The following is a 15187-nucleotide window of genomic DNA, read 5'->3' as shown; positions in this document are numbered from 1 at the left end:
CGGCGGCGGGGGCGGCGCGGCGGCCGCGCCCGGCGGCGGGGGCGGAGCGGCGCCCGCAGCCGCGGCACCCGGGGGCGGCGGCACGCTGCCGGGCGGCGGCGCGGCGGTCTGGAGGGCGAACGACGGGATCCCGCCCCGCTGCTCGATCTCGGTGAGAGCGGCGGTCACCCGCTGCCTCTCCTCGGGCGGTGCGGTGCGCCCGGTGGCCTCGAGGTAGGCGATGACCCCGAGGTCGCGGAACAGACGCTCCGGATTGGCGCCGGCGGGGCCGCCCAGTCCGGCGTTCGACATCGCCGTGTCGGCCTTGGCGGCCAGGTCGTTGGCCGCGGCCTTCGCCTTGTCGAGGAATCCCATGGCGCTCGCACCTCCTGCTCGTCGGTCATTTCGGAGCCTAGTCCCCGCAGACCTCCTAGAGTGCGGAACGACGACCCATCGGCAGGAGGCCCCGCCATGCCCATCCACGGCTCGCTGTTCTCGGACTTCAAGGAGACGACGGCCCAGGACCCGTTCGCCCTGCAGAACAAGAAGCTGCTGAAGATCCAGATGCACTACGGCCCGGTCTGGGCGCTGACCGGATCGATGGTGGCCTACCAGGGCGACGTGCGGTTCGAGAACAAGGGCAGCGGCGGCCTCGGCAAGATGTTCAAGTCGGCGATGACCGGCGAGGGCGTCGACCTGATGCAGTGCACGGGCCAGGGCGAGCTGTTCCTCGCCGACCAGGCCTCCGAGGTGCAGATCATGTACCTCGAGAACGACATGATCTCCGTCAACGGCGCCAGCATCCTGGCCTTCTCCGCCTCGATCGAGTGGGACATCCACCGCATCCAGGCCCGCGGCGCCGCCATGACCGGCGGCCTCTACAACGTCGCGCTGCGCGGCACCGGCTACGTCGCGGTGACCACCAAGGGCGACCCGGTCGCGCTCGACGTCGCGGGGGCCCCGACGTTCGCCGACGCCCAGGCCGTGGTGCTGTGGACCGCCGGCGTCTCGATGGACGTGCGCGTCGACACCGGCGGCCTCAAGTCGCTGGTGCGCGGCGGCACCGGCGAGACCTTCCAGATGGCCTTCGGCGGCCAGGGCTACGTGCTCGTGCAGCCGAGCGAGGGCGTGCCGCAGGGCGCCGGCCAGCAGACCGGCGGTGGCGGCGGCGGGCTGGGCGGCCTGCTCGGCGGCTAGGGGGGCGTCCCCCACGACGGTGCCGTCGAGTCGCCGACATCGGCGCCAGGTGGGGCCACGGCGAGGGCCCGGGCGAGTACGTCCGCCCGGGCACCTACCGCCTGCGGGTGGTGGCCGTGACCAGCGCCGGCGCCCGCGCCTCGGTCGCGTGTGAGCTGCGGGTCCGTCGCCAGGCCGCGGCCTCCGGGGTCACCCGTCGATCAGTGGGGGACCTTGCCGGCGAACCAGTGGCTCGTCCAGATCTTCTCGCGGCGCACCTTGGCGCCCGAGTACGGCGAGTGGAGCACGTACTTCTCACCGTGATGGCGTCCGGCGAAGACGCCGACGTGGTAGACCCCGCCGCTGTTCCTGAAGAAGATCAGGTCGCCGCGGCGGGCCTTGTGCTTCTTGACGTGACGGGCCCACTGGGCCTGGCCCGAGGAGGTCCGCGGGATGTGCCTGAAGCCGGCCTTGCGGAAGCTGAAGTAGGTCAGCCCCGAGCAGTCGAAGCGACCCGGCCCGGCGGCGCCGTACTGGTAGGGGTCGCCCTTCTGGTGCACGGCGACGCGGGTGGCGTCGTCGACCTTGCGCTCGATGATGCGGTGGTGGCGCGTGGCCGCGTGTGCGTCGGTGGTCATCGGGGCTGCCGTGAGGACTCCCACGGCGAGCGCCCCGCTGGTCAGGGCCCGGACGCCCCAGCGCCCGGAGGCGCGCAGGACAGTAGGCATGGAATTGGACATGTGCGTGGTTCCTTCCCACGCCTGTGAGGTGAGCTGTCGGGTTCGGGCGTGGAAGGTGCCCGGCCACCGGCTGGTGGCTTCACCCCGAGCGGTCGGGGACCGCGTGGAACGGTGGTTCCCCCACTCCTGCCCCTGTGTCTCGTACGACGACCCGAGAATGGTCGTGGGAGGGCCGGCGCCACGGGCGGGCAGGACTCGGCGTGCCCAGGGCCGGCTGTTCAATTGCAGCGGGGACCATAGGCAGATGCCGGCGTGGATCTCCAATGCCGACAGGGATTTCTCAGCAGATTCTCGTGGTCGCGCTCACACCCCACGCGGGGATCCGCGGGGACTGTGCGGCGAAGGTCACAGACAGGTCACGGCGCTGACCCGACCCATGACGGCCGCCCGGACTCCGGCGCTGACGGCCGGGCCGGGGGTCAGGTCCCGGGTCGCCCGGGGGTTCCGGGCCCTTCGGCTCTGGCGCTCGGCAGGCGAACGCCGCTGGGATCGGGGAAGGAGTCGCCCGCTGGAGGAGCCATGAGCGCGTGGCCGACCGTCGCCCTGACCGCACTCGTCCTGACCGCGAGCTCGTTCGCGCCTCACCCGCCACCGGAGGCGGATGAGGCACCCGGCCTGCGCGCGGACCCGGACACGGTGATCACCGTGCACGTGGCACAGGACCGCGGGTCGGCACCGACCGGGCTGCTGGGGGTCAACCACCACTACAACGCCGACGGGTACCACCTGTGGGACCCCGCGACGGATGCGGCCGATCCGGCGGCGGTGCGCGGGGCGGAGCTCGCCGGGATCACCTCGATGCGCTTCCCCGGCGGGACCGTCGCGAACACCTACGACTGGAAGCGCGCCGTGGGGCCGACGCACGGCTGTCAGGTCGTGGGCCCGCACGCGGACCACCCCGCGACCCTGCTGACCCGCGGCCTCGACTTCGGGCCGGACGAGTACATGCGCTTCCTCGAGCAGATCGACGCCGACCCGTTCGTGATGGTGCCCTTCGTCACCGAGACACCCGGCGACGCCGCCGACTGGGTCGAGTACATGAACTCCCCCTCCGGCACGGCGCAGAACCCGAACGGCGGCGAGGACTGGGCCGAGGTCCGCGCGGCGAACGGGCACCCGGCGCCGTACCGCGTGCAGTGGTGGGAGATCGGCAACGAGCAGCACCACGGGCCCTCGCGCTACTGGATGTCGGCCGACGACCGCACCGCGCTGCGCCAGTACGCGAACGGGGGCAGCCTCGCCGTCACCGGCGAGAACCTCGGCAAGGACTGCTCGCACACCGCCGCCGGCACCCCGTCGGACGGCACGGCCGGGCAGGTCTTCGAGGTCCTCTACCCGCCGGTGGCACCGGCCTCCGTCACCGTGGTCGCCGACGGGCACGTCTGGACCCAGGTCGACGACCTGTCCGACAGCGGAGCGGACGACCGCGTGTTCACGGTGGACGCCGGGCGGGGGCGGGTGCACTTCGGCGACGGAATGCACGGCGCGGTCCCGCCCGCGGGCAGCACCGTGAAGGCGTCGTACCGGAGCGTGCACGAGGGGTTCTTCGCCTTCGCCCGCCGGATGAAGGAGGTCGACCCCTCGATCCACGTCTGCTCGAGCTGGGGCACGGTGGACTTCGACCCGGTCGCCGGCGACCGCGACTACGACTGCCTCACCGCGCACGCGATCTCGCTGCTGCAGTGGCGCGGCAACCCCGACGGCACGGCGCATCCCGCGATCGACGGCCACGACCTGGCGATGGTCAAGGCGGACGGCCTCGTCCGAGGGGTGGGCCGGCTGCTCGACTCGCTCCCGCGGTCGGTGCCGCTGGTGCTGTCGGAGTTCCTCGGCCTGCACGGCAACGACCGGGCGTTCGTCGGCTGGCCGCGCTCGGAGAGCCAGGCCGTCTTCCAGGCGACGCTGTGGGCCGCCTGGATGCGGATGCACATCCGCCGCGGGACGGGTGACGACTTCCTGTGGAGCGCGGACCGGGGCGTGCTCGGCGCCGCTCCGGACTTCACCTTCTCCGCCGACGCCGTGACACGGCAGGCCCTGAGCCCCATGTTCAGCGCCGGCGGGCGGCTCGTGGCCACCAGCGTCGCGGGCAACCCGGTGCGTCGTCCGCCCTCGCTGCCGGCCAGCTACCGCGGGCTCAGCGTGACCGCGACCCGGGCCTCGGGCGTGCTGTGGCTGCTCGTGGTCAACCGGCTGCCCGGGCAGGCGGTGACGGCCCGGGTCCGGCTCGACGGCGGCACCTCGACCGGCGCGCTCGAGGCGCGCATCGTCCGGAGCCTGTCCTTCCACGCACAGAACACCCCGGAGGACCCGCAGCAGGTGTTCCTCGACGTGGGGAACCGGAGCATCGGGCGCGCGGCGTTCGACCAGACCTTCCCGCCCGCGTCCACCACCGTGCTCCGCGTCGGCCTGCGCTGAGGAGGCTCAGTCCACGACGACGGCGGCGCGGGCGCTGGCGCCGACCGTGGTGGTGGCGGGCGCGCCGGGGACGGTGAGGGGGAGGTCGAGCGGGGCCGCGAGCTCGACGACGACGTCCGTGCCGTCGACGTCGAGGGTCCAGGTCAGGCCGGGGTAGGTGGCCAGGGCGCCGGTGTCGCGGAGGTACGCCGCGACGGCCGCGCGCGCGGCAGGCTCGGCCTGGGCGAGGCGGGTGGCGTCGAGGCCCGCGTCGTAGAGGAGGTCGAGGTTCGCCGAGCCGGCGTCGGCCCCGGCCAGAGCGGCGCCGTCGGCGAGGGTGTCGAGTGACTGGCGGCGCAGGAACGCGGCCGAGGCGTCGACCACCACCGCCGTCATCGTCAGCAGCAGCACCGCTAAGCCCACGATCAGCAGCGTCGCCTGACCGGCCTCGGAGCGTGGCTCCCGTGCGGTGGGCGGGGTGCGGGTCGTGTGCCTGGGAGCACCCCCTGGGGTGGTCACGGGCACACGACCCGTCGGGCGGTAGCGGCGCGGGCTCATCCGGCGTCCCGGAAGGTGCCGATCGGGACCGTGTGGGTGGCGTCGAGGGCGAAGCTGGGGGCGCCGCCGCCCAGTGCGGCGGGCAGCAGCGGCAGGTCGACCCGGGAGTCGATGCGCACCGTGACCACCGTGCCCGGGGCGTGGCAGTCGGGGGCGTCGCAGCTGACGGTGACGGTGAGCGGGAGGTCGCCGACGCCCTGGTCGGCCAGGGCCTGGCGGGCGGCCGCCTCTGCCCGTGCCTGCCCGAGGGCGTCGGTGGGGGCGAGGGCGTAGGCGCGCCCGGCCGCGCGGGCCGCGCCGCTGACCGCGAACGCCCCGCGCTGCACCTCGAAGACCGAGAGCACGACCCACACCACCGGCAGCAGGAGCAGGATGCCGAGCCAGACGAGCTCGACGATCGCCGTCCCCCTCTCCCCCCGGCTCACGGCCCGACCACCGCCTCCTCCTCGACGGCGTGACCGGTGACCTCGAGCTCGACCCCGGGGCCGCCGAGCCCCAGCGCCGGCACCACCGCCCGCACGGTGACCTGCACCGCCGGTGCGCCGTCGAGCACCACCCGCTGCACCGACACGTCGCGGGCGTAGCGGCCGGCGATCGCCTGGTCGATCTGCTCGCGGGTGCGCACGACCCCGTCGGCGGGCTCGTGGTCGAGCGTCGCGGCGTACCGCGCGCCCTCCGAGGCCGCGGAGGCCAGGGTGTTGCGAACCATCAGCACCAGCGCCAGCTGCAGGATCCCGAGCACGACCGGGACCAGCACCACCATCACCAGCACGATGTCGACGACCGCAGCGCCGCTCGCGCCGCGGGCCGTACGACAGGTGGGCACGGTCAGTTGCTGACCGAGCTGAGCGCGTCACGCAGCAACGCACTGAGCTCGTCGTCGGCGATGCCCCAGATCACGGCGACCAGCCCGGCGGTCATCACGGTCACCAGCACCCAGCCCGGCACGTCACCGCGCTCGTCACGGTCGTCACGTCGGTCGGTGCCAGCGCCGGTGAGCGCCAGCCAGCAGCGAGCCAGGAGCAGGGTCAGGTGGTTCATCGGTTCCCCCAGGGGTGTCGTGGATTCACGGTGCGGTCAGGTGCAGCCCGACAACGCCGGGCCAGAACGCGAAGAAGACGGTGACCGGCAGCACGAGGAACACGACGGGCAGCATCATCGCGACCTCGCGGCGGGCCGCGGACTCGATCAGGTCGCGGCGGCCGGCCTCGCGGACGTCGGCCGCCTGGGCGTGGAGCACGTCGGCCAGCGGCGTGCCGCGTTCCACCGCCACGGCCACGCCGGAGGCGAAGCGGGCGACGACGGGCAGCCCGCTGGTGGCGGCCCAGTGGTCGAAGGCGGCGGCGACGGGTGCGCCGGTGCGCACGGCCGCGAGCACCCGGCCGAGGTCGCGGGAGAGGTCGCCCCCGCTGCGGGCGACCACGCGGTCGAGGGCTGCGACCGGGCTCTCCCCCGCGGCAACAGCGAGCGCCAGCAGCTCCGCCACGGTCGGGAACTCGGTCAGGATCCGGCGCTCGCGGGCACGCACCAGGCTGGTCAGCCACTGGTCACGCAGCACGACGCCGCCCACGAACCCGACCACGCACAGCAGCACCGAGGACGCGACCGCGGGCGAGCCCGCGAGCGCCTTCAGCACGCCGTACACCGCGGCGAGCGTGAAGCCGCCGAGGCCCCACAGCACCTGCTCGACGCGTAAGTCGTGGACCGTGCGGTCGAGGTCGGCCCGCTCGAGGCGGCGTCGTACGGATGCGGCGCCGCCGAGGACCCGCTCCACCGTGTCGGCGGCCCAGCGGAGCGCCGGGCCGAAGATGCCTGCGGCCGCCGTGACCGGGCTCGACGACACGGGACGCAGCGCGGTCGAGCGGCCGACCTGCGGGAGGTCGCGCAGGTAGGGCAGCACGCGTACTGACAGCTGGGGCTTGTGGATGACGCGCAGCCGTGACACCACGAGCAGCAGCCCGAGGGCCGTCGTGGCCCCGAGCACCGCGCCCCACACCGCGGGGCTCACGAGAGGATCCGCCGCTCGGTCGGGAGCCGCCCGATCCGCATCATCACGCGGTAGGCGACCAGGCAGGTCGCCGCGCCCACCGCGAGGACGACGACGCCCCCGGGCGAGGCGTAGCGGTGGATGACCTCGGACTGCAGGCTCATCAGCAGCAGCACCAGCCACGGCGCGGCGACGGCGAGGCGGGCGCCGTTGACGGTCCAGGCCTGCCGCGACTCGAGCTCGGAGCGGGTGCGGGCGTCGTCGCGGAGGTAGCCGGAGAGGTTGCGCAGCAGCCGGCCGAGCTCACCGCCGCCGACCTCGCGCGCCACCCGGAGCCCCTCGACGACGCGGTCGCCGGTCGGGTCGGCCAGGCGCTCCTTGAGCCGGTCGAGGCACTCGCCGAACCGGCCGCTGACCTGGTAGTCGAGGGCGAACCGGTCGAAGGCGTCGCGCAGGGGCTCGGGCCCCCGGGTGCCCAGCGCGGCGACCGCGTCGGGCAGCGACATGCCCGCCCGGACGGCGCTGGCCAGGTTGTCGACCGCCTCGGGCCAGACCTCGGCCAGCTCGCGCTGCCGCCTCCGTGCGCGGCCGGACACGGCGGCGACCGGCAGCCACGCGGCTGCGGCGCCGAAGGCGACCGCGACCGGCGGCGTGCCGGAGACGGCCTGGAACAGCACGGCGGTGACCACGCCGAGGACGCCGCACAGCGCCAGCACCCCCGTCGTCGAGACGTGCGGCAGCCCGGCCCGGTCGAGGTGGCGGCGGAGGCGCCCCGCCTGCGGGCGGTGCTCGCGAGGGCGGCGCGGGAGCGCGAACGCCGACCAGATCAGCAGCAGCCCGGTGCCGACACCGAGCCCGACGAGCGCCCCCATCAGCGGCCGCCCATCAGTCGCCGCCCCGCAGCAGGGCGGCGACGTCGATGCCGCGACGCTCGAAGAGCTCGCGGCGCGGGGTGCCGCCGCGCGAGCGGCGCAGCTCGCCGCCGGTGCGCTCGAAGATCGGCTCGGTCTCGATCACGTCGCTCTCGACGCGGCCGGGCACGCCGACGACCTCCTCCACACGGCGTACGCCCTGGGCGTCGATGCCGAGGTGGACGACCAGGTCGACCGACGAGGCCACCGTGGGCACCACGAAGCGGGCCGAGATGTTCTCGCCGGCCAGCAGCGGCAAGGTGCACATCTTCACTAGTGCCTCGCGCGCGCTGTTGGCGTGGATGGTGCCCATGCCGGGGAGGCCGGCGTTGAGGGCGAGCAGCAGGTCGAGGCACTCCTCGGCGCGCACCTCGCCGACGATGATCCGGCTCGGGCGCATGCGCAGGCTCTCCTTGACCAGCATGCGCAGGGTGATCTCCCCCGTGCCCTCGAGACCGGCCTGCCGGGTCTGCAGGGGTACCCAGTCAGGATGCGCGAACCGCAGCTCGAAGACCTCCTCGGCGCTGACCACGCGCTCGCCGCCGGGGATCGCGGCGGCCAGGCAGTTGAGGAAGGTGGTCTTGCCTGCCTGCGTGCCGCCGGCGACGACGATGTTGAGGCCGGCGCGGACGGCGGCATGGAGGTACGCCGCGGCCTGCGGGGTGAGGCTGCCGAGCTCGACCAGCGACTCGAGCCGGGCGGCGCGGAGCACGAACTTGCGGATGTTGACGGCACTGAAGCCCCGGCTGATGCCCTCGAGGACGACGTGGAGCCGGTGGCCCTGCGGGAGCATCGCGTCGACGAACGGCTGGCTCAGGTCGACCCGGCGGCCGCTGGCCTTGAGCATCCGCTCGACCAGCTCCTCGACCTGGGCGCCGGTGAGCACCAGGTTCGTCAGCTCGTGACGGCCCCGACGGGCCACGAAGACCCGGCTCGGGTCGTTGATCCACACCTCCTCGACCTCGGGGTCGTCGAGCAGCGGCTGGAGCGGCCCGAAGCCACTGACGCGGGCCACGAGCTCCCCGACCACCGCCGCCACGTCGGGCACCGGCGCCACCTGGCCGGTGAGGCTGCGCTCGTCGTGGGCGCGGACGACGCCCTCGGCGATGCGGCGCACGACGGGGGCGTCGCGCTGCGGGTCGACGCCCTCACGGCGCACCGCGGCGCGCACGTGCTCGTCGAGCTGGTCGACCAGCTCGGCGTACGCGTCGGTGAGCGTCATGGCGGCCCCTGTCCCGAGTGAGAGGTACCTGTCCGTCGAACCTAGGTGCTGCGGCACCTACCCGCGAGCCCCCCTCGTCGAACCTGTGGACAGGCAAAAAGTGGCAGCATCGGGCAATGGGCGGACGCGGGGGGTGGATCCGGAACGCCGCGCTCGTGCGCTCGCTGCTCTCCTTCGGCTTCGCCTTCACCGCCGAGTGGGCGTTCACCGTCGCGATCGGCCTGGTCGCCTTCGCCGACGGCGGCCCGCTCGCGGTCGGCCTGGTCGGGCTGCTCCGGCTGCTGCCGGCTGCGGTGCTGGCGCCGGTGATCGCGGCGTACGCCGACAGGGTGCCGCGCGAGCACGTCCTGGTCGCCTCCAGCCTGGTGCGCGGGGTGAGCACGCTCGCGGCGGCGCCGGTGCTGGTCGCCGACGGGCCGACCTGGATCGTCTACGTGCTGGCGGTCGTGTCGAGCATCGCCTTCACGCCGTTCCGGGCCAGCCACTCCGCGCTGATGCCCTCGCTGTGCCGCGCCCCCGACGAGCTGACCGAGGTCAACGTCGTCCGCGGCGGCCTCGACTCGCTGAGCGTCATCGTCGGGCCGCTGGTCGCGGCGCTGCTGGTGGCGGTGGCCGACGTCGCCGCGGTCTTCGCCTTCGCCGGGGTGTGCGGCCTGGTCTCCGCCGTGCTGGTGCTGCGGCTGGGCTACGAGCGGATCCCGGTGCCGCCGGTGCAGCGACCCGACGTGGTGGGCGAGGTGCGCGAGGGGTTCGTCGCGGTGGGCACCTACCCCGGCACCGCCGTCGTGGTCGGGCTGGTGGTGCTGCAGACGATGATCCGGGGCGCCTTCAGCGTGTTCGTGCTGGTCGTCGCCCTCGACCTGCTCGACGGCACCGAGTCGAGCGTCGGTGTGCTCCAGGGCGCCGTCGGCATCGGGGCGCTGGCCGGCAGTGCCCTGTGCACCCTGCTGGTGGGCAGCCGCGCGATGACTCGCTGGCTCGGGCTCGCCGTCGTGCTGTGGGGAGCCCCGCTGGCGCTGATGGGGCTGGTCCCCGCGTACGGAGTGGTGCTGGCCGCGGCCGGCGTGATCGGCATCGGCAACTCCCTCGTCGACGTCACGGCGTTCACGCTGATCGCGCGGATGGTGCCCAACGCGGTGCTCGCCCGGGTCTTCGGCGTGCTCGAGAGCATCGGTGCGGTCGGGGTGGCGGTCGGGGCGCTGACCGCGCCCCTGCTGATCGACCTCGTCGGCGCGCGGGCGGCGCTCGTGGTGGTGGGTGCCGTCGCCCCTGTCGTGTGCGTCCTCGGGTGGCGCCGCCTCACCGCGATCGACCGGTCCGTCGCCGTCCGCACCGACGACATCGCGGTGCTGCGGCGGGTGCCGATGCTGCGCCAGCTCCCCGTCCCGGTCATCGAGCAGCTTGCCGTGGGCCTCGAGCACGTGGCGATCGGCCCGGACACGGTGGTCTTCGAGGCGGGCGACGCCGGCGACAGCTTCTACGTCGTCGCCGCGGGCAGGGTCGCGGTGCTCGACCGGGGACGTCTGGTCCGCTCCATGGGACCCGGCGAGGGCTTCGGCGAGATCGCGCTGCTCGGCGGCACCACGCGCACCATGACCGTGCGCGCCGTCGACGACGTGGAGCTCTACGCCGTACGCCGCGCGGTGTTCCTGCCCGCGATCACCAGCATGAGCGAGGCGCGCTCGACCGCCGAGGCGGCGCGGAGGTCCTACCTGGACCACGCCCCGGGCGCGGCGGTGGACGAGCCCGACGCCTTGTAGGGCTGGCCCGTCCGCGAGACGCGGCACGGCCGCCCGCCCGGTGCGGGCAGGATCGAGGCATGCGGATGCTGGTGGTGTCGGACCTGCACTACAAGCTGCGCCACTACGACTGGCTGGTGGAGGCCGCGGCGCAGGTCGACGCGGTCGCGCTCGTCGGCGACCTGGCCGACGTCGTCAACGCCGTGCCCCACGAGGTGCAGACCGTGGTGCTGACCAACTACCTCGCGATGCTGGCCGAGCAGGTGCCGGTCTTCGCCGCCTCGGGCAACCACGACCTCGACGGCCCGGGTGCGCACGGCGAGCAGGTCGCGACGTGGCTGCGCCGCACCGGCCTCGAGGGTGTCCACGTCGACGGGTCGAGCCTCGACCTCGGCGACGTACGCGTCACCGTGTGCCCCTGGTGGGACGGGCCGGTCACCCGCGAGGAGGTCGGGGCCCAGCTCGCAGCGGCCGCCGTCGACCGGCCGGCACGCTGGATCTGGCTCTACCACGCACCTCCGGCCGGCACGCCGCTGTGCCACGACGGGCGGCGCACCTTCCCCGACCAGGAGCTCGCCGACTGGATCGCCGAGCACCAGCCCGACGTCGTGCTCTGCGGGCACATCCACCAGGCGCCGTGGGCCGACGGCGGTTCGTGGCACGCCCGGCTCGGCACGACCTGGGTCTTCAACGCCGGCAAGCAGATCGGGCCGGTGCCCGCGCACATCACGCTGGACCTCGACGCGGGGACCGCGGCGTGGTTCGGCGTCTACGAGTCAGAGACCCTCAGCATCGTGTGAGTGCTCGTGGTCGCCCTCGGGGTCGCGCGCCGAGCCGGTGCGCGCGGCCGGCCCCTGGTGGTGCACGAGCTGGTCGAGGATCTGGTCGACGAGCCCGAGGTGCCCGCCCGCGTCGGCGAACTGCTGCTTGACGTCGACCAGGTAGTGGGTCAGCCCGTCGAGCCGCGAGGCCGTCGTCCGCAGCACGGCGAGCGCCGCGCCCGGACGCTCGGTGAGGAACCCCAGCGGGTCGTCGACGACGCGCACCTCGGTGTCGGCGACGGCGCGGACCGTGGCGGTGGCCGGTCGGTCGAGCACCGCCGACATCTCGCCGAACACCGCGCCGGGGGTGTCGATGCGCGCGAAGGGGACGCCGTCGTGCTCGACGACCACCGATCCCGAGACCAGCACCAGCAGCCGGTCGGGGCGCGCGCCCTCGGTGATGAGCACCTCGCCCGCGGGCACGGTCGCGGTGGGGAGGTCCGTGCTGAACGCGAGCAGGTCTGCCATGCGCCCAGTCTGCGGGAGGCGGCGGGATGTGGCACGGACTGCCCCGCTGGCGAGACGGGCCCGTCACGCGAGCGCGCGCCGGGCGAGCTCATGCCGCCGGCCGGAGCAGCTGCCGCAGCTGTCGCGAGGGCGCCGAGTGGGGGTGGAGGTCGTCCCAGGTCCAGCGGACCATGGTGCCGCCGGTGACCCGTCGTACGTCGTCCTCGCGACGCTTCTCGGCGAAGACGGCGTCGCCGGGCTCCTGACCGGGCTGGAGGAGGCGGCCGTACTTCACGCGACCGTCGAACTCGCCGTACACCCCGAGCGCCGGCCACGCGAAGTCGGTGACGGCGACGAAGCGGCCGTCCTCGTCGCGGATCCCGTGCTGCAGCAGCGGCCTGGGCAGGCCCATCACCCAGAACAGGTGACGGTTGCGGGAATCGCCGACCGACTCGCTGGCGCCGTCGAGCAGGCGCAGGGTGACCTCGAGGCTGAGCGTGCCGGGCATCTGGTTGAGCCGGGTCTTGGTGTCCCAGACCTCCGTGGCGGTCGTCAGGCCCTGGTGGAGCATCCAGTCACCCACGACGACGCCGGCCTCGGTCGAGCACAGGCCGAGCGCCTCGACGACGGTGCGCGCCGGCGAGGTCACGCGCCACCCGTCGGCATCCACGACGTCGCCGTCGGCGAGGCGCGCGCGGTGGTGGGTGATGCCGGCCTGGTAGCGCGACGTCGCGTCGTCGAGCCGCATCAGGTGGACGCGGTCGAGGGGCACGCCCCACAGCGGGCAGCCGTACGCCGCGAGCGCCGAGGCGTGCGAGAGGGCGACCCGGCCGCACGCCAGCTCGTAGCCGGCGCGGGAGCGCGCGAGGAACCGCGCGGCATCGGACATCTCACGCCACACCTCGGCGTGGCAGTAGGCACCCTGGCGGACGCGCACGAGCGCCTTGCGGCGGACCCCGCTCTGGAGCACCTTGTCGGCCGTGCCGGCAGCGCGCGCCTCACGGCGGAGGAAGAAGCCGCGGGTCTCGGAGAGGAAGCGCAGGGGGTCCATGCCCCGAGCCTCGGCCACCCGCGGCCTGCCGCGCCCGGCCCGACGGCGTACCTGTGGACAACGCTGCCACGAAGCTGGCCTGTGGACGTCTGGCGGGCCGTGGCGGCGCCGGGCGTCTCGACTGTCGTACGGAATTGGTGACTGTCTGATGGTTGTTTCGGTCCGGCAAGGACCAATTCACGGGTTGACCCGCGAATTGCACCCCCCTCCGCAGATCCGCCCACCTCACCGACGCGGCAGCAGGACCTCGAGGTCGTCGGCGACGCCAGAACCGGTGACCTTGCCACCGAAGGCGGTGGCGACGTCGCGGGCGGCGTCGACGCCGGAGCCGGGCTGGGGCAGGTTGCGGCGGAAGCGGGAGCGGCCGGGCTCGGAGATGGTGCCGGCGGGCAGGCGGATGCGCAGGTAGCGCTCCTCGGCGAAGAGCCGCATCCGCACGGGTCCGGCGCCGGCCTGCGCGACGTCGGAGAGCACGAGGTCGGTGACCTGCTCGACCGGGCCGGGGGTGAACATCAGGTCGAGGTCGCCCTCCACGGTCGCGGTCAGCTTGCGGCGCCGCTCGGCGAGGCGGTCGGCCCAGCGCTGCGCGACGTCCTTGGCCAGCTGCTCCAGGGGCACCTCGGCGCCCTCCATCAGCGAGCCGCGGGTCAGCTCGACCAGGCGGCCGGCCGAGGACTCCATGCCGTCGACCTGGGCCAGGCAGCGCTTGGCGGAGGCGCGGACGTCGTCGGGGACGTCGTCGCGCACCATCAGGTCCTCGAGCTCGAGGCGGAGCGTGGTGATCGGGGTGCGCAGCTCGTGGGAGGCCTGCTCGGAGAACGACCGCTCCCGGCGGATCCGCGACTCGAGCTGCACGGCGCTGGTGCGCAGCGCGCTGCCGATCGCCTGCGCCTCGGGCATCCGGGTCTTCGGCAGGTCGAGGTCGAAGCGGCCGCGACCCAGCGCGCCGGCGGCCTCGGCGAGCTGCTCGAGCGGCCGGGCCAGCTGGCGCGCGGCGACGTACCCGATGAGGCCCGCCAGCGTGGCGACCAGGAGCAGCAGCGTGAACAGCATGGTCGGCTCGCGCGTGACGATGTCGGACAGCCCCTTGCCCGCCTCGGTCACCGAGACCGTCCCGAGCGGGCCGGTGCTGCTGACGGCGATGTCGTTGCTCCCCGCCTCGAACGCCTCGCCGACGCTCACCACGGGCTCGCCGTCCTCCGGCGTGAAGACGACCTTCGCCTCCTCCGGAGCCACGGACGCGATGTAGCGCGCCGTGATCGGCTCGTCCTCGGTGTAGCGCTCCTCCAGCAGTCCGCTGATCAGCTCGGCGTGCTCACGCAGGTGCGCCGCCGAGTCGTCGCGCAGCAGGTTGAGGATCGTGTAGGACCGCACCGCTCCCGCGCCGATCACGACCGTGATCGCGAGCAGGACAAAGGCGACGGTCAGCCGCTCACGCATCGGTGGCGCCCTCGAGGCGGAACCCGACCCCGCGGACCGCCACGACGCGCTCGCCGACCCCCACGCTCTCCAGCTTCTGCCGGAGCCGCCCGATCGTCACGTCGAGCGTCTTGGTGGAGCCGTACCAGTTCTCGTCCCACACGTCGGCCATGAGCCGGCCGCGCGAGACGACCTTGTCGCGGTTCTCGGCGAGGATCGCCAGCACCTCGAACTCCTTGCCGGTCAGCGAGATCTCCTGCTGCCCGGCGAAGACCCGGCGCGCGCCGCGGTCGATCCGCAGCCCGTCGTCGTCCGGGTCGGGGTCGGCCTCCGCGGCGGCGGCGTACCCGTTGGTACGACGCAGCAGCGCGCGCGCCCGCGCCTGGAGCTCGGCCAGCCCGAACGGCTTGGCGAGGTAGTCGTCGGCGCCGTAGTCGAGCCCGACCACCCGGTCGAGCTCACCGGCACGCGCGGTCACGATCATGATCGCGCCGTCGTAGCCCGCGTCGCGGGCCGAGCGGCAGACCTCGAGGCCGTCGATGTCCGGCAGGCCGAGGTCGAGGATCACCATGTTGGGGGGCTCGGCCTTGATCTGGTCGAGCGCGTCGCCGCCGTTCTCCACCCACTGCACGGTGTAGCCCTCGCGCTCGAGGGTGCGGACCAGGGGGAACGCGATGTCCTCCTCGTCCTCCACGACGAGCACACGGGCCATGTCCCAGAGCATAGGGATCTCGACCTCCCGA

17 protein-coding genes and 1 riboswitch are annotated in these 15187 nt (G+C 74.0%); of the genes, 4 read left to right on the top strand and 13 right to left on the bottom strand.

The features are described 5' to 3' along the window. The coding region (locus ACFPGP_RS12480; protein ID WP_378590561.1) for a hypothetical protein at positions 1-354 on the bottom strand (354 nt) is incomplete at its 3' end. 96 nt (positions 355-450) lie between these two features. On the opposite strand from ACFPGP_RS12480, the gene ACFPGP_RS12475 reads away from it, so the two are divergent. Beyond that, positions 451-1176: an AIM24 family protein gene (locus ACFPGP_RS12475; protein ID WP_378590559.1), complete on the top strand. Its 726-nt coding sequence runs from the start codon at positions 451-453 to the stop codon at positions 1174-1176. A gap of 200 nt (positions 1177-1376) precedes the next feature. On the opposite strand, the gene ACFPGP_RS12470 is transcribed toward ACFPGP_RS12475, so the two are convergent. Beyond that, positions 1377-1895, bottom strand: coding sequence for a C40 family peptidase (locus ACFPGP_RS12470; protein WP_378590558.1), 519 nt, complete (start codon positions 1893-1895; stop codon positions 1377-1379). Positions 1896-1898: 3 nt separating this feature from the next. After that, a riboswitch (cyclic di-AMP (ydaO/yuaA leader) is annotated at positions 1899-2054 on the bottom strand. A 360-nt stretch (positions 2055-2414) separates the two neighbouring features. Between ACFPGP_RS12470 and ACFPGP_RS12465 the strand changes: the two genes are divergently transcribed. Then, positions 2415-4310, top strand: a complete 1896-nt coding sequence (locus ACFPGP_RS12465) for a hypothetical protein (protein WP_378590556.1) — start codon at positions 2415-2417, stop codon at positions 4308-4310. Between the two features lie 6 nt (positions 4311-4316). On the opposite strand, the gene ACFPGP_RS12460 is transcribed toward ACFPGP_RS12465, so the two are convergent. From ACFPGP_RS12460 to ACFPGP_RS12430, 7 genes are read right to left on the bottom strand one after another with little or no spacing between them, the layout of a single operon-like run. Next, on the bottom strand, positions 4317-4808 hold the full coding sequence (locus ACFPGP_RS12460; protein WP_378590554.1) for a pilus assembly protein TadG-related protein: 492 nt from the start codon (positions 4806-4808) through the stop codon (positions 4317-4319). Positions 4809-4843: 35 nt separating this feature from the next. Then, complete coding sequence (locus tag ACFPGP_RS12455; RefSeq protein ID WP_378590552.1) at positions 4844-5272, bottom strand: hypothetical protein; 429 nt, start codon at positions 5270-5272, stop codon at positions 4844-4846. Further along, complete coding sequence (locus ACFPGP_RS12450; protein WP_378590551.1) at positions 5269-5673, bottom strand: TadE/TadG family type IV pilus assembly protein; 405 nt, start codon at positions 5671-5673, stop codon at positions 5269-5271. The genes ACFPGP_RS12455 and ACFPGP_RS12450 overlap by 4 nt, the downstream gene beginning before the upstream one ends. Before the next feature lie 2 nt (positions 5674-5675). Continuing rightward, on the bottom strand, positions 5676-5888 hold the full coding sequence (locus ACFPGP_RS12445; RefSeq protein WP_378590549.1) for a hypothetical protein: 213 nt from the start codon (positions 5886-5888) through the stop codon (positions 5676-5678). 25 nt (positions 5889-5913) lie between these two features. Next, positions 5914-6855 carry a type II secretion system F family protein gene (locus tag ACFPGP_RS12440; RefSeq protein ID WP_378590547.1) on the bottom strand — a complete coding sequence of 314 codons (942 nt, stop codon included), beginning with the start codon at positions 6853-6855 and terminating at the stop codon, positions 5914-5916. Further along, entirely contained in the window at positions 6852-7706 is an 855-nt protein-coding gene (locus ACFPGP_RS12435) for a type II secretion system F family protein (protein WP_378590546.1), read from the bottom strand. The genes ACFPGP_RS12440 and ACFPGP_RS12435 overlap by 4 nt, the downstream gene beginning before the upstream one ends. Before the next feature lie 13 nt (positions 7707-7719). Then, positions 7720-8967, bottom strand: coding sequence for a CpaF family protein (locus ACFPGP_RS12430; RefSeq protein ID WP_378590544.1), 1248 nt, complete (start codon positions 8965-8967; stop codon positions 7720-7722). A gap of 116 nt (positions 8968-9083) precedes the next feature. Between ACFPGP_RS12430 and ACFPGP_RS12425 the strand changes: the two genes are divergently transcribed. Both ACFPGP_RS12425 and ACFPGP_RS12420 read left to right on the top strand, forming a co-directional pair. Continuing rightward, positions 9084-10727, top strand: coding sequence for an MFS transporter (locus ACFPGP_RS12425; RefSeq protein ID WP_378590543.1), 1644 nt, complete (start codon positions 9084-9086; stop codon positions 10725-10727). A gap of 59 nt (positions 10728-10786) precedes the next feature. Further along, complete coding sequence (locus ACFPGP_RS12420) at positions 10787-11506, top strand: metallophosphoesterase family protein (RefSeq protein ID WP_378590541.1); 720 nt, start codon at positions 10787-10789, stop codon at positions 11504-11506. Here ACFPGP_RS12420 and ACFPGP_RS12415 read toward each other — a convergent pair. The 4 genes from ACFPGP_RS12415 to ACFPGP_RS12400 form a co-directional block, all read right to left on the bottom strand. Next, positions 11483-11995, bottom strand: coding sequence for a cyclic nucleotide-binding domain-containing protein (locus ACFPGP_RS12415; RefSeq protein ID WP_378590539.1), 513 nt, complete (start codon positions 11993-11995; stop codon positions 11483-11485). The two genes, ACFPGP_RS12420 and ACFPGP_RS12415, sit on opposite strands and share 24 nt — an antisense overlap. An 88-nt stretch (positions 11996-12083) precedes the next feature. Further along, positions 12084-13025 (bottom strand): hypothetical protein, encoded by a 942-nt coding sequence (locus ACFPGP_RS12410; RefSeq protein WP_378590538.1) that lies wholly within the window; start codon positions 13023-13025, stop codon positions 12084-12086. Between the two features lie 225 nt (positions 13026-13250). Next, positions 13251-14465, bottom strand: a complete 1215-nt coding sequence (locus tag ACFPGP_RS12405; protein WP_378590537.1) for a sensor histidine kinase — start codon at positions 14463-14465, stop codon at positions 13251-13253. Beyond that, positions 14458-15156: a response regulator transcription factor gene (locus tag ACFPGP_RS12400; protein WP_378590536.1), complete on the bottom strand. Its 699-nt coding sequence runs from the start codon at positions 15154-15156 to the stop codon at positions 14458-14460. Before ACFPGP_RS12400 ends, ACFPGP_RS12405 begins: the two co-directional genes overlap by 8 nt. Positions 15157-15187: the final 31 nt, after the last annotated feature.

The sequence above is a fragment of the Nocardioides taihuensis genome (genome assembly GCF_042657275.1).
Taxonomy (GTDB): domain Bacteria; phylum Actinomycetota; class Actinomycetes; order Propionibacteriales; family Nocardioidaceae; genus Nocardioides; species Nocardioides taihuensis.
This window is presented reverse-complemented; position numbering and strand designations above follow the sequence as displayed.